At 72.9% G+C, this 13,956-nt stretch carries 10 protein-coding genes and 3 pseudogenes; 9 read left to right on the top strand and 4 right to left on the bottom strand.

The features are described from left to right. Positions 1 to 162, bottom strand: a pseudogene (locus tag ABT085_RS33800) (GNAT family N-acetyltransferase); the annotation flags it as partial. Here ABT085_RS33800 and ABT085_RS33795 point away from each other — a divergent pair. From ABT085_RS33795 to ABT085_RS33775, 5 genes and pseudogenes are all read left to right on the top strand, one after another. Beyond that, positions 95 to 994: pseudogene (locus ABT085_RS33795) on the top strand (thiamine pyrophosphate-dependent dehydrogenase E1 component subunit alpha); the annotation flags it as partial. The pseudogenes ABT085_RS33800 and ABT085_RS33795 sit on opposite strands and share 68 nt — an antisense overlap. Next, positions 991 to 1,995, top strand: coding sequence for an alpha-ketoacid dehydrogenase subunit beta (locus tag ABT085_RS33790; RefSeq protein ID WP_351616724.1), 1,005 nt, complete (start codon positions 991 to 993; stop codon positions 1,993 to 1,995). The pseudogene ABT085_RS33795 and the gene ABT085_RS33790, both read left to right, overlap by 4 nt. After that, positions 1,995 to 3,347, top strand: a complete 1,353-nt coding sequence (locus tag ABT085_RS33785; RefSeq protein WP_351616712.1) for a dihydrolipoamide acetyltransferase family protein — start codon at positions 1,995 to 1,997, stop codon at positions 3,345 to 3,347. The genes ABT085_RS33790 and ABT085_RS33785 overlap by 1 nt, the downstream gene beginning before the upstream one ends. A 25-nt stretch (positions 3,348 to 3,372) precedes the next feature. Next, positions 3,373 to 4,353 carry an NTP transferase domain-containing protein gene (locus tag ABT085_RS33780; RefSeq protein ID WP_351616709.1) on the top strand — a complete coding sequence of 327 codons (981 nt, stop codon included), beginning with the start codon at positions 3,373 to 3,375 and terminating at the stop codon, positions 4,351 to 4,353. After that, positions 4,350 to 5,747: a molybdopterin molybdotransferase MoeA gene (locus ABT085_RS33775; RefSeq protein ID WP_351616706.1), complete on the top strand. Its 1,398-nt coding sequence runs from the start codon at positions 4,350 to 4,352 to the stop codon at positions 5,745 to 5,747. Before ABT085_RS33780 ends, ABT085_RS33775 begins: the two co-directional genes overlap by 4 nt. A 21-nt stretch (positions 5,748 to 5,768) precedes the next feature. Here the strand turns inward: ABT085_RS33775 and ABT085_RS33770 are convergent, their stop codons facing one another. After that, positions 5,769 to 6,884 carry a potassium channel family protein gene (locus ABT085_RS33770; protein ID WP_351616703.1) on the bottom strand — a complete coding sequence of 372 codons (1,116 nt, stop codon included), beginning with the start codon at positions 6,882 to 6,884 and terminating at the stop codon, positions 5,769 to 5,771. A gap of 56 nt (positions 6,885 to 6,940) precedes the next feature. Between ABT085_RS33770 and ABT085_RS33765 the strand changes: the two are divergent. Then, a pseudogene (locus ABT085_RS33765) lies at positions 6,941 to 7,699 on the top strand (potassium channel family protein); the annotation flags it as partial. 29 nt (positions 7,700 to 7,728) lie between these two features. After that, positions 7,729 to 8,718 (top strand): NAD(P)H-quinone oxidoreductase, encoded by a 990-nt coding sequence (locus ABT085_RS33760; protein WP_351616700.1) that lies wholly within the window; start codon positions 7,729 to 7,731, stop codon positions 8,716 to 8,718. A 58-nt stretch (positions 8,719 to 8,776) separates the two neighbouring features. On the opposite strand, the gene ABT085_RS33755 is transcribed toward ABT085_RS33760, so the two are convergent. Then, on the bottom strand, positions 8,777 to 9,070 hold the full coding sequence (locus tag ABT085_RS33755; RefSeq protein ID WP_351616698.1) for a hypothetical protein: 294 nt from the start codon (positions 9,068 to 9,070) through the stop codon (positions 8,777 to 8,779). A gap of 594 nt (positions 9,071 to 9,664) precedes the next feature. Here ABT085_RS33755 and ABT085_RS33750 point away from each other — a divergent pair. Next, positions 9,665 to 10,210, top strand: a complete 546-nt coding sequence (locus ABT085_RS33750; RefSeq protein ID WP_351616695.1) for a bacterial proteasome activator family protein — start codon at positions 9,665 to 9,667, stop codon at positions 10,208 to 10,210. A gap of 78 nt (positions 10,211 to 10,288) precedes the next feature. Here ABT085_RS33750 and ABT085_RS33745 read toward each other — a convergent pair whose 3' ends face one another. Beyond that, positions 10,289 to 11,989, bottom strand: coding sequence for a protein kinase domain-containing protein (locus ABT085_RS33745; RefSeq protein WP_351616692.1), 1,701 nt, complete (start codon positions 11,987 to 11,989; stop codon positions 10,289 to 10,291). Between the two features lie 332 nt (positions 11,990 to 12,321). Here ABT085_RS33745 and ABT085_RS33740 point away from each other — a divergent pair, with 332 nt between their 5' ends. Further along, the gene (locus tag ABT085_RS33740) at positions 12,322 to 13,893 is read left to right on the top strand and encodes a protein kinase domain-containing protein (RefSeq protein ID WP_351616689.1); all 1,572 of its coding nucleotides are present in this window, start codon (positions 12,322 to 12,324) and stop codon (positions 13,891 to 13,893) included. The last annotated feature ends 63 nt before the right edge of the window (positions 13,894 to 13,956 follow it).

Here is a 13,956-nt window from a genome sequence, read left to right as displayed (position 1 = left end):
CGCCACCATCAGATGCTGGTTCGGATCGGCGGACAGGCGCTCCAGAGCCGCCCGGTAGGGGGTCAGGTCGTCAGGTGACTCGCGCTGTGCGCCCACCGGGCAGGAGGCGAGCGAGGTCGCCGCCGCGCTCGCCCTCGAGGAGCGGGACTGGCTCTTCCCCAGCTACCGCGACACCCTGGCCGCCGTCGTGCGCGGGGTGGACCCGGTGCAGGCCCTCACCCTGCTGCGCGGTGACCGGCACACCGGTTACGACCCCTACGAGCACCGTGTCGCGCCCTTGTGCACACCGCTCGCCACCCAGCTCCCGCACGCCGTCGGCCTGGCCCACGCGGCCCGCCTCAAGGGCGACGACGTGGTCGCGCTCGCCATGGTCGGCGACGGCGGCACCAGCGAGGGCGACTTCCACGAGGCCCTGAACTTCGCCGCCGTCTGGCAGGCCCCGGTCGTCTTCCTGGTCCAGAACAACGGCTTCGCGATCTCCGTCCCGCTGGCCAAGCAGACCGCCGCGCCCTCCCTGGCCCACAAGGCCGTCGGGTACGGCATGCCGGGCCGCCTGGTCGACGGCAACGACGCGGCCGCGGTGCACGAGGTCCTCGGCGAGGCCGTGGACCGAGCGCGCCAGGGCGGCGGCCCCACCCTCGTCGAGGCGATCACGTACCGCATCGACGCCCACACCAACGCCGACGACGCGACCCGCTACCGCGCCGCCGACGAGGTCGAGACCTGGCGGGCGCACGACCCGGTCGTGCTGCTGGAGCGCGAGCTGACCGAGCGCGGCCTGCTCGACGAGGACGGCATCCGTGCCGTCCGCGACGACGCCGAGACGATGGCCGCCGGCCTGCGCGAGCGCATGAACCAGGACCCGGTGCTCGACCCCATGGACCTGTTCGCCCACGTGTACGCCGAGCCCACCCCGCAACTGCGCGAGCAGCGCGCCCTGTTGCAGGCGGAGCTGGCGGCCGGGCACGACGACCGGGAAGGTACCCACCGATGACCACGGTCGCCGTCAAGCCGGCCACCATGGCGCAGGCCCTCACGCGGGCCCTGCGCGACGCGATGGCCGCCGACCCCGCGGTGCACGTCCTGGGTGAGGACGTCGGCACCCTCGGCGGTGTCTTCCGCGTCACCGACGGCCTCGCCAAGGAGTTCGGCGAGGACCGCTGCACGGACACCCCGCTGGCCGAGGCGGGCATCCTCGGCACCGCGGTCGGCATGGCGATGTACGGGCTGCGCCCGGTCGTCGAGATGCAGTTCGACGCGTTCGCCTACCCGGCGTTCGAGCAGCTCATCAGCCATGTCGCCCGGATGCGCAACCGCACCGGCGGCAGGATGCCGCTGCCGATCACCATCCGGGTCCCCTACGGCGGCGGCATCGGCGGCGTCGAGCACCACAGCGACTCCTCCGAGGCCTACTACATGGCGACCCCGGGCCTCCATGTCGTCACGCCCGCGACGGTCGCCGACGCCTACGGGCTGCTGCGCGCGTCCATCGCCGCCGACGACCCGGTCGTCTTCCTCGAACCCAAGCGCCTGTACTGGTCGAAGGACTCCTGGAACCCGGAGGACCCGGCGACGGTCGAGCCGATCGGCCGCGCCGTGGTGCGGCGCACCGGCCGCAGTGCCACGCTCATCACCTACGGTCCGTCGGTGCCCGTCTGCCTCGAAGCCGCCGAGGCGGCCCGGGCGGAGGGCTGGGACCTCGAAGTCGTCGATCTGCGCTCCCTGGTGCCGTTCGACGACGAGACGGTCTGCGCCTCGGTGCGGCGCACCGGACGGGCGGTCGTCGTGCACGAGTCGGGCGGCTTCGGCGGCCCCGGCGGGGAGATCGCCGCCCGGGTCACGGAGCGCTGCTTCCACCACCTGGAGGCACCGGTGCTGCGTGTCGCGGGGTTCGACATCCCGTACCCGCCGCCGATGCTGGAGCGTCACCACCTGCCCGGTGTGGACCGGATCCTGGACGCGGTGGCGCGTCTGCAGTGGGAGGCGGACAACTGATGGCACAGGTGCTGGAGTTCAAGCTCCCCGACCTCGGCGAGGGTCTCACCGAGGCGGAGATCGTGCGCTGGCTGGTGCAGGTCGGCGACGTCGTCGCCGTCGACCAGCCGGTCGTCGAGGTCGAGACGGCCAAGGCGATGGTCGAGGTGCCCTGCCCCTACGGCGGTGTGGTCACCGCCCGCTTCGGCGACGAGGGCACGGAACTGCCCGTCGGGGCACCCCTGCTGACGGTCGCGGTCGGCGGACCGGCCGCCGACGAGGACACGGGCTCCGGCAACGTCCTGGTCGGATACGGGACGGGCGCGGCTCCGGCGCGACGCAGGAGGGTGCGTCCCACGGACCGGCCGGTGTCTGCCGGAGGGCCACTGCCTTCCGCCGGGCAGCCGGCCGCCGCCGAGCGGCTCGCTTCCGCCGGGACCGTGACCGCGGGGCGCGAGCCCGTGGCCGGTGCGCTCTCCGACGGGCCCGTGCCCGTGATCTCGCCCCTCGTGCGCAGGCTCGCGCGGGAGAACGGGCTGGATCTGCGGCAGCTGACCGGCTCCGGGCCGGACGGGCTGATCCTGCGGGCGGACGTCGAGTACGCGCTGAAGGCCGCCACCGGTCCGGACCTGCGGATGCCACCGGCGGTCGCGCAGCCGCCCCTCGCGGCGACCACCACGACCGGTGGCACCCGTATCCCCCTCAAGGGCATCCGGGGCGCCGTCGCCGACAAGCTGTCCCGCAGCCGGCGCGAGATCCCGGACGCGACCTGCTGGGTGGACGCCGACGCGACGGAGCTCATGCGGGCCCGGGCCGCCATGAACGCGGCCGGGGGACCGAAGATCTCCCTCCTCGCGCTGCTGGCCCGGATCTGCACCGCGGCCCTGGCCCGTTATCCGGAGCTCAACTCCACCGTCGACCTGGACGCCAGGGAGATCGTCCGGCTCGACCAGGTGCACCTGGGCTTCGCCGCGCAGACCGAGCGCGGGCTGGTCGTCCCCGTGGTCCGGGACGCGCACGCCAAGGACGCGGAAGGACTGACCGAGCAGTTCGCCCGGCTGACCGAGGCGGCCCGCACCGGCACGCTGACCCCCGGGGACCTCACCGGCGGGACCTTCACCCTGAACAACTACGGGGTGTTCGGCGTCGACGGCTCCACGCCGATCATCAACCACCCCGAGGCGGCGATGCTCGGGGTCGGCCGTATCGTCCCCAGGCCCTGGGTGCACGAGGGCGAACTCGCGGTCCGGCAGGTCGTCCAGCTCTCGCTCACCTTCGACCACCGGGTGTGCGACGGCGGCACGGCGGGCGGGTTCCTGCGCTATGTGGCGGACTGCGTGGAACAGCCGGCGGTACTGCTCCGTTCCGTGTGATCGCCCCGGCGCGCATACTCGGTGCGTGACCGACTACGAGCCCTTCGGCGCCCAGGGAGACCCGGGCGCCCCGGGTGACCCCGGCGACGGTGCGGCGTACGACGCCGTGGTGCTCGCCGGGGGCGGTGCCCGGCGGCTCGGCGGCGCGGACAAGCCCGGCGTGCGGGTGGGCGGGCGGACGCTGCTCGACCGCGTGCTCGGCGCCTGTGCCGACGCGCGGACGACCGTCGTGGTGGCCGACCCCAGGCCCACCGCCCGGCCCGTGCGGTGGGCGCGTGAGGACCCGCCCGGCGCGGGACCCGTCGCCGCGCTCGACGCCGGACTCCGGCACACCACGGCGGAACACGTCGTGGTGCTCTCCGCCGACCTGCCGTTCCTCGCGCCGGGAACGGTACGGCGGCTGCTGCGCGTCCTGCGCTCCTCGGGCACGGACGGCGCGCTGCTCACCGACGCCGACGGCCGCGAGCAGCCACTGGTGGCCGCCTACCGCGTCCGGTCGCTGCGCCACGGTCTGCGCGCGCTCGCCGAGGGCCACCCCGCCCAGGACGGCCGGGGCGGTCTCGTCGGGCTGCCGCTGCGTCGGCTGACCGCCGGTCTCGATCTCACCCGTGTCCCGGACCCGGTCGCCTCTTTCGACTGCGACACCTGGGACGACATCGCCGCCGCCAGGTCACGCATCAGGGAGCATGGGCACGTGTTGGATGAATGGATTTCCGCGGTCAAGGACGAACTCGGCATCGAACTGGACGTCGACACCGGCGTTCTGCTCGACCTCGCCAGGGACGCGGCCCACGGTGTCGCACGGCCCGCGGCGCCGCTGACCACCTTCCTCGTCGGCTACGCGGCCGCACGGGCCGAGGGCGGCCCCGAGGCGGTCGCGGAGGCCGCCCGCAAGGCAGCCGCGCTGGCGCTGCGCTGGGCGCAGGAGGACCCTGCCGGGGACAAGCCGGCCGACCCGGCTCCGGACACCGCCACCGCCCCGGACATCCGCCCGGACGCCGGGTGACCGCCCGTCGTGCCCCGGCCGGGCCGGGTGCCGAGCAGGTCCAGGACCCGGAGGACCTCGACGTCGAGGAGGTGCTCGCCCTCGTGAACGAGAACAGGGGCCCGGTCCCGGCCGCCCCGCGTTCCGTGACAGCCCCGAAGGAGCCCGGCGAGCGCGGGGAGGCCGCCCCCGCGCCGGAGCGCCGTCACCACAGGGCCACCTCCTGGCCCGAGGCACGCGCGATCGCCGAGCGCGCCGCACTGCGCGCCGCCGCCCGCCGCACTCCCGTCTCCGTCCTCCTCGACGGCGCCCTCGGCCTCGTCCTGGCCGCACCGCTCGCCGCTCTCACCGACCTCCCCTCCTTCGACACCTCGGCCATGGACGGCTGGGCGGTCGCAGGTCCCGGCCCCTGGGACGTACGGGGCGACGGGATACTGGCGGGACAGGCGGATCCCGGGACCCTGGGCGACGGCCAGGCCGTCCGGATCGCCACCGGCGCCCGCGTCCCCTCGGACACGACCGCGGTACTGCGCAGCGAGCACGGCCGCACGGACGACAAGGCCCGTCTGTACGCCACCCGTGAGGTCGCGCACGGGCAGGACATCCGCCCGCGCGGTCAGGAGTGCCGCAGCGGCGACCAGTTGCTCCCCGCCGGCACCCTGGTGACCCCGGCCGTGCTCGGTCTCGCCGCGGCGGCCGGGTACGACACCCTCAGCGTGGTTCCCCGCCCCCGCGTCGACGTCCTCGTCCTCGGCGACGAACTTCTCACCGAGGGCCGGCCGCACGACGGTCTGATCAGGGACGCGCTGGGCCCGATGCTGCCGCCCTGGCTGCGTGCCCTGGGCGCCGAGGTCACCGTCGTCCGTCATCTGGGCGACGACCCGAAGACCCTGGGCAAGGCCCTCGCGACCTCCGACGCGGACGTCATCGTGACCACCGGCGGCACTGCCGCGGGTCCCGTCGACCACCTCCACCCCACGCTCGAACGGCTCGGTGCCGAGCTCCTGGTCGACGGCGTCGAGGTGCGGCCCGGCCACCCCATGCTGCTGGCCCGGGTGCAGAGCGACCAGCACCTCGTCGGACTGCCCGGCAATCCCCTCGCGGCCGTCTCCGGCCTGCTCACCCTCGCCGAGCCGCTGCTGCGGACGCTGGCCGCGCGACCCGCTCCGGAGCCGTATGCGATGCCCCTCCAGGAGGAGGCGCACGGGCATCCCCACGACACCCGGCTCATCCCCGTCGTGCTGCGCGGCGACCGTGCCCTGCCCTTGCACTACAACGGCCCGGCGATGCTGCGGGGCATCGCGGCGGCCGACGCCCTCGCGGTCGTACCGCCGGGCGGTGTCCGGCGGGACCATGAGGCGGACCTGCTCGACCTGCCGTGGGCGAGTGCCGGGGTCGCCGCCTGTTTCACGTGAAACATCCCCGCCGCCGCGCCGTCAGGACGCGACGGTGGGGACGGCCCGGCTGACGACGATGACGCGGTCCCCCTCGTGCATGTCCGTCAGCCGGGCGTCGGTGTAGTCCAGCAGCTGTTTGCCGCGTACGACGGCCACGACCAGGTCCGCGCTGTCGCGGGGCGCACGGCCCACCTCGTCGTCCAGGACGGGACGCTCGATCAGGTCCAGGCCGCTGCCGAGGGTCATCAGGTCCTCCAGGGTCCGGGCCACCGACGGGCTCACCATGGACACCCCGAGCAGCCTGCCCGCCGAGCTGGAGCTGGTGATGACGGTGTCCGCACCGCTCTGTTTGAGCAGGGGCGCGTTCTCGTCCTCCCGGACGGCGGCCACGATCGTGGCGTGCCGGTTCAGCTGCCGGGCGGTCAGGGTGACCAGGGCGGCCGTGTCGTCGCGCTGCGGGGCCACGATCACCCGCGAGGCGTTCTGGACCTCGGCCTTGAGCAGGGTCTCGGAACGGGTGGCGTCCCCCGTCACGGACACCAGTCCGTCCTCCCCGGCGAGGTCGGCGGCCTTGTGCTGGGCGTCCACGACGACGATCCGGTCCTTGGCGACGCCCTGTCCGGCCAGCGTCTGAACGGCGTGACGGCCCTTGGTCCCGTAACCGATGACCACGACGTGGTCGCGGGTCCGGGCCCGCCAGCGGTGGATGCGGACCTGCTGGCGGGTGCGCTCGGTGAGGACCTCCAGGGTGGTGCCGACCAGGATGATCAGGAACAGCACACGCAGCGGCGTGATGACGAGGATGTTGGTGAGCCGGGCGGAGTCGCTGACCGGGGTGATGTCGCCGTAGCCGGTGGTGGAGAGGGTGACCGTGGCGTAGTACGCGGCGTCCAGGAGGCCGACGGATCCGTCGGCGCTGTCGCGGTAGCCGGCCCGGTCGACGTAGACGATCAGCGTCGTGACGGCCAGCACCAGCAGGGCCATGGCAAGGCGGCGCAGCACCTGCTGCAAGGGAGGCGTGGCGCTCTGGGTCGGCATGGAGATGGACCGGCCCGCCTCGGCGTCGTCGCGCGCCTCGGTGCTGGTCCGGTACCAGACGGAACGCAGAAGAGAGAGCCTTTTCGTCCGGTACGGCGGTTGTCGCTGGTCGTTCATCGCGTGCCCCCTGTGGCGGTGATCCGGAAAGTCGGCACCATGGTGGCCGACACGGGCGTACACGTCACGAGCAACACGTCCGCCGCGGCGCGCCCGTCGCGGCGCATCGGTATCGGAGGCCCACCTTGCGCGACCACATTGTCGTCGTCGGCTTCGGCACGAAGGGCCGGTCCGCGATCCGGTCCGCCTGTGCGTCCGGCCTGAAGAAGAACCAGGTCGTCGTGATCGACCCCAGCGCGACGGTGATCGCCGCCGCTACTGCCGAGGGCTACGAGGGGATCGTCGGGGACGCGACCCGCAGCGATGTGCTGCGGCGGGCCGAGGTGCACCGGGCGGGCCGGATCATCGTCGCCCCCCAGCGCGACGACACGGCCGTCCTGGTGGTCCTGACGGCCCGGCAGCTCAACCGTACGGCGAAGATCGTCGCCGCCGTGCGCGAGGAGGAGAACGCCCCGCTGCTGAAGCAGTCCGGTGCCGACGAGGTCATCACCAGCGCCGGTGCGGCCGGCCGCCTGCTGGGCCTGTCCGTGCTCAGCCCCTTTGCCGGGCGGGTCATGGAGGACCTCATCCAGCAGGGCGCCGGGCTCGATCTCGTCGAACGGCCCGTCACCAAGGCCGAGGCGGGCCGCGGTCCGCGCGAGACCGACGACCTGGTGGTCAGCGTCGTACGGGGGCACCGCCTGCTGGGTTACGACGATCCGGCGGTCGGCGTGCTGGAGCCGACGGACCGGCTGATCACGATCGTCCGGGTGGCGCCGGACGGCCCCGGGGACGCCACCGGCACGCCGAGCGTCCCGCCCCTGCCACCGGCTTGAGCGGACGGGGCGGGAGTAGCGTCCCTTCCATGTATGCGATCACGATTCCCGAAGCAGGCGGACCCGAGGCACTGGTGTGGGCCGAGGTCCCCGATCCCGTACCGGGTGAGGGCGAGGTCCTGGTCGAGGTGGTGGCCAGCGCCGTCAACCGCGCCGACATCCTGCAACGGCAGGGCTTCTACAACCCACCGCCGGGGGCGTCGCAGTACCCGGGCCTCGAATGCTCCGGCCGGGTGGCCGCGGTGGGCACCGGCGTCTCCGGCTGGAACATCGGCGACGAGGTCTGCGCGCTGCTCGCGGGCGGCGGGTACGCAGAGAAGGTCGTCGTCCCGGCCGGACAGCTGCTGCCCGTGCCCGAAGGGGTCGACCTGCGCCAGGCCGCGGCGCTGCCCGAGGTGGTCTGCACGGTCTGGTCGAACGTTTTCATGATCGCCCATCTCCGTCCGGGCGAGACGCTGCTCGTGCACGGCGGTTCCAGCGGCATCGGCACGATGGCGATCCAGCTCGCCAAGGCCGTCGGGGCCAAGGTCGCCGTCACCGCGGGCAGCAAGGAGAAGCTGGACACCTGCGCGGAACTCGGCGCGGACATCCTGATCAACTACCGGGAGCAGGACTTCGTCGCCGAGATCGAACGGGCCACGGGCGGCGCCGGTGCGGACGTCATCCTCGACAACATGGGCGCCGCATACCTGGACCGCAACGTCCGGACGCTCGCCGTCAACGGCCGCCTGGCGATCATCGGCATGCAGGGTGGAATCAAGGGCGAGCTGAACATCGCCACCCTCCTCGGCAAGCGGGCCGCGGTCGCCGCGACCTCGCTGCGGGCCCGCCCGCTGTCCGAGAAGACGGCCATCGTCGCGGCCGTGCGCGAACACGTCTGGCCGCTGATCTCGGGTGGCCGGGTGCGACCGGTCGTGGACCGCGAGATCCCCATGGAGGAGGCGTCGGCCGCCCACCGGGTCGTGGAGGAGAGCGGCCACATCGGGAAGGTGCTGCTGGTGGTGGAGAACGTGGTCTGACGTCGGACGTCCGACCGCCCCGCGGGCGTCCGGGAGTCCGGGCGTCCGCGCGACACGCTCAGCCGCGCCGCAGGCGCAGGGCCACGAACGCGAGACCGAAGCCGAGACCTATCAGCATCAGACCGCTGCCGAGCGGCAGGATCTGGAGGACGGGTTCGGGAGGGGCCGCGGAGCGCGGGACGTTCTGGTGTGCGGGATCTCCGGGTGGCGTGCCGGCCGTCAGACCGGCCTCCTGGGGTGCCTCGGTGGACCGGCCGGCCGTCGAGGCGTCCGGGGCGGCGGAGGCACTCGCGTCGTCCTCGTCCGTGCCGTCCGGATACACCGAGTCCTCGTCCTCGCCCTCGATCCGCACCGGCGGGTCCTCCCGGCGTCCGGGCCGCTGCCGGCCCTCACCGGCCCGGCTGCCGGCCCGCTCGGGATCCGCGGCGGAGGCGGACGCGGAGGCGGATGCGGAGGCCGAAGCGGAGCCGGAGCTCGACGCGGAGGCCGACGGGGACGCGGATGCGGAGTGATGCGCGAAGGTGTGCCCGGAGCCACGTGACGACGTATGCGGCGGCGACGTGTGCGAAGCCGTATGCGAAGACATGTGCGAAGCAGTGTGCGAAGAGGCCGGCGCGGCGGGCGCGACCGGTGCGGCGGGCGCGACCGGCGCCCTGGGTATGGGAGGGGCCGGAGCCGGCGAGGCCGCGCTGGGGCGGACGCAGTCCACCGCGTACGCCGGTCCGCTCCCGCCGACGAGCCCGCAGGCCAGTCCCAAGAGTCCGCACACGCCAGCCGTGCGCCATATGTACCGCCTTGGAGTCACGTCGGTGACCCCCTCCCGGTGCCCAGTCGTCAGGTTGCCAAGATCGAGGCAATCAGCGTCACACGGGCGAACAATCCGGGCATTCCGGGTTCGGCCAAGGGAGGGACGTGACGGGGTGTGGCGGTGCGAGACAATGACCGCATGGAGATGCCGAGCAACGAAAGGTCGCCGGAGAACGCCCAGAAGATCCTGGTCGTGGGTCAGGATGGCATGGCACTCGGTGGCACGGACGCGGATGACGACTCCCGCGAGATCCCGGTGACGGAGATGGTGGAGCAGCCCGCGAAGGTCATGCGGATCGGCAGCATGATCAAGCAGCTGCTCGAGGAGGTGCGTGCCGCTCCCCTGGACGAGGCGAGCCGGGTCCGGCTCAAGGAGATCCATGCGAGCTCGGTGAAGGAGCTGGAGGACGGGCTGGCTCCGGAGCTCGTCGAGGAGCTGGAGCGGCTGTCCCTGCCGTTCGCGGACGAGGTGACCCCGAGCGATGCGGAACTGCGCATCGCCCAGGCTCAGTTGGTGGGCTGGCTGGAGGGTCTCTTCCACGGGATCCAGACCACGTTGTTCGCCCAGCAGATGGCGGCCCGCGCCCAGTTGGAGCAGATGCGCCGCGCCCTTCCGCCCGGCGCCGGGCACGAGGGCCTGGAGGACCCGCGCACGGTCGGCCGCACCGGTGGGCCGTATCTCTAGATCACCGGACGTGGAAGCACGCCGCGGCCCTGTTCCGGACCCGATGGTCCCGGGACAGGGCCGGTTGCTTCTCCCGGGTCAGGACGGGGGGTTGCCCGTCGAGACGGTGAGCGTGATCTCGGGTACCGCCTTGGGGTCGACGTCCGTGCCGGCCGGCGGGAACTGCTCCCGGACCGAGCCTTCGCCGTAGGTGTTCTCGTCGACTTCCGTGATCTTCATCTTCCAGCCGGCGGCCTGGAAGCACTCCTTGACCGACTTGATGTACTTGAACTGGAAGTTCGGGAGCCGGACCTTGTCCGGGTCGTTGTACGACTCCTGCGGCTCGCTGCACTCCGTCGGGTCGATCGTCTTCGAGGTGTCCGGGCCGCGGTAGCCCGCCACCTTGCCGTCCGAGGCCGTGGAGGAAGCCGGGGCCGAGGCCGAGGCGCTCGTGCCGTTCCCGCCCTGTCCCCCGTTGTCGCCGCCGTCGCCGTTCATGTTGAGGGCCGCGATCAGACCGCCCACCGCGGCGAGCGAGACGAGGATCGACCCGATGACGACCAGCCGGTTGCTCCCGCCGCCGGAGGGCGCCTTGGCGGTCACGGTCTGCGGAGTGAGGTTGTACGGGGCAGGCGTCGACGGGCCGTGCTGCGCGGCGTACCCGGGCACCGGCGTGCCGTAGCCGCCCTGGTGCCCCTGGGGGGCCTGGTGCGTCTGCTGCGGGTAGCCGTACGCCGGGGCCGGGCCGGGCGGCGTCGGCGCCGGGGTGCCGTACGGGCCGGGCGGGGTCGGCTGGTACGGCGTCTGCACCGGGCCGGACGGCGCCGGAGCCGCCTGGTCGACCGGCGGGAACACCGCGGCACTGACACCCGCCCCGTTCGACGTCTGCGCCCCGGGGACGATGCTCGGCGCGGCCGCCTGGAGGGAGGCCGCCACCCGCAGGCACTCGTCGCGCATGGCGACGGCGGTCGGGAAGCGCTCGTTCGGGTTCTTCTTCAGCGCGCGGGCGATCAGCGCGTCCACCGCGGGCGGCAGCGCGCGGTTGATCGAGGAGGGTGCCACCGGCTCCTCCTGGACATGCGCGTACGCGATCGCCAGCGGCGAGTCCGCCTCGAACGGCAGCCGCCCGGTGACCAGCTGGAACAGCATGATCCCGACCGAGTACAGGTCGCTGCGCGCGTCCACGCCGCGGCCGAGGGCCTGCTCGGGGGAGAGGTACTGCGGGGTGCCGACGACCATGCCGGTCTGCGTCATGGAGGTGACGCCGGACTGCATGGCACGGGCGATGCCGAAGTCCATCACCTTGACGACGCCGCGCTTGGTCACCATCACGTTGCCGGGCTTGATGTCACGGTGGACCAGCCCCATCTCGTGGCTGATCTCCAGCGCCGCGAGCACATCGGCAGTGACCTTCAGGGCCTTGTCGGCGGGCATGGCGCCGAGCGCCCGGACGTCCTCGTCGAGAACGGACCCGAGCGGGCGGCCCTCGACGTACTCCATGACGATGTACGGAGTCGTCGTCCCGTCGACGTCGTCCTCTCCGGTGTCGAAGACGGAGACGATGTTGGTGTGGGTGAGCTTGGCCACGGCCTGGGCCTCGCGGCGGAAGCGCTCGCGGAAGGCCTGCTCCCGGCCCAGTTCGGTGTGCAGGGTCTTCACCGCGACCTGGCGGTCGAGCACGGCGTCGTAGGCGAGGTGCACGGAGGCCATGCCGCCTTCGCCGAGCAAGTCGCGCAGCTGATAGCGGCCGCCGGCGAGGGCGCGCCCCGCATACCGGCCGTACGCCCCGTCCTGGCTCATCTCCGCTTGTCCCCCATAGCCGTCGGCGCCGTGACCGTCGTTGATCGAATGACCCATTCTCGGCCAAGTCTGCCCCAGGGCACGGACACGTCAAGCTCGGTGCCCGTTCCGTGACCGTACGCGAAAGAAGCGTCGCGCAAGCGTTACAGGTGTCGAACCGGCGCTGCACAGGATTTGCGCGACAGCGCGTGCTACGGCTTTGATGGCCGATCCGTCCTCGGCCGATCGAGGGGGTCGCCCCGGACCGGAGGCTTGCGCCGAGGCTGTAGCGTGGCCGACGGAGACCGTGACAACACCGCGCGCACCGCGGGCAGAAACGACGGCGAGGACCGATGGCACAGCAGCAGCGCGCCCAGGGCCCGTCCGACCCCGAGGCGACTGGCGGCGGAATGTCAGATGCGCCGGAGTTGTGGGGCAACGGCGGACTGGTGGGAGACGGTCGGTACCGGCTCACCCACAGACTGGGCCGAGGCGGAATGGCCGAGGTGTTCGCGGCCGAGGACGTACGGCTGGGCCGCACCGTCGCGGTCAAGCTGCTGCGCGCCGACCTTGCCGAGGACCCGACCTCCAAGGCCCGCTTCACGCGTGAGGCACAGTCGGTGGCCGGCCTGAACCACCACGCGATCGTCGCCGTGTACGACTCCGGCGAGGATGTCGTGGGCGGCCAGTCGGTGCCGTACATCGTGATGGAGCTGGTCGAGGGCCGCACCATCCGCGATCTGCTGATCGACGCCGAGGCGCCGGGCCCCGAGCAGGCTCTGATCATCGTCTCCGGTGTGCTGGAGGCGCTCGCCTACTCGCACCAGCACGGCATCGTGCACCGCGACATCAAGCCGGCGAACGTCATCATCACCGACAACGGCGCCGTGAAGGTGATGGACTTCGGCATCGCCCGCGCCCTGCACGGCGCGTCGACGACGATGACGCAGACCGGCATGGTCATGGGCACTCCGCAGTACCTCTCCCCCGAGCAGGCCCTGGGCAAGGCCGTCGACTACCGCTCCGACCTGTACGCGACCGGCTGCCTGCTGTACGAACTCCTCGCGCTGCGTCCGCCGTTCACCGGCGAGACCCCGCTGTCGGTGGTCTACCAGCACGTCCAGGACATCCCGCTGCCGCCGTCCGAGGCCGACGCGGCCGCGCCGCCGGAGCTCGACGGGCTCGTCATGCGCTCGCTCGCCAAGGACCCCGACGACCGGTTCCAGACGGCGGAGGAGATGCGCGGCCTGGTCCAGTACGGCCTTCAGATGCTGTACGACCAGGGCAGCCACACCGGTACCTGGAACACCGGCCCGGTGCAGATGCACGACGGCCGGCACGTCCAGCCGGCCGGATTCGCGAACACGACCGCGCTGCCGCACCCCGGTGACGGCTCCGGTACCACGATGATCCCGCAGCCGATCCTGCCGCCCGGGTACGGCAGCGGTGACGACGGCGGTTTCGAGGGGCACGGCAACCGGGGCAGCGGCCGCGGCAAGCTGTGGATCCTCGCCGTCCTCGCGGTGATCGCCATCGCGGCGGGCGTCGCACTGGCGCAGTACTCCGGTGGCGGCGCCGGGAACGGCTCCGACACCACGCCGCCGCCGACCGTCTCGCACAGCGCCGTGGACGACAAGGCCTCCGACACCCCGAGCGACGAGTCCACCGACCAGTCCTCGGACACCTCGTCGGACGACGACCAGGGCAACGGCTCGGACTGGCAGCCGTCGTACAAGCCGTCGTACACGCCGTCCGAGACCCCCTCCAGCGAGCCGACGGACGAGCCGACCGACGACCCGACCACCGGCGACGACCCGACGTCCGACCCGACGCAGTCGGCGTCGAACCCGTCCACCCCCGCCGTCCCGACCGACGGCGGCACGGACGCCGGCGGCGCCACGGACGGAGCGGCGGGCGGCTTCTGACCGGCTTCCGGCCTGCCTGACGGCAGCAGCCAGTACGCGCGCGTGCACCCCGGGCCCCGGGTG

The sequence above is a fragment of the Streptomyces sp. NPDC002265 genome (genome assembly GCF_040296125.1).
Classification (GTDB): Bacteria; Actinomycetota; Actinomycetes; order Streptomycetales; family Streptomycetaceae; genus Streptomyces.
The sequence above is the reverse complement of the archived record's forward strand: the minus strand, read 5'-3'. Positions and strand labels throughout refer to the sequence as shown.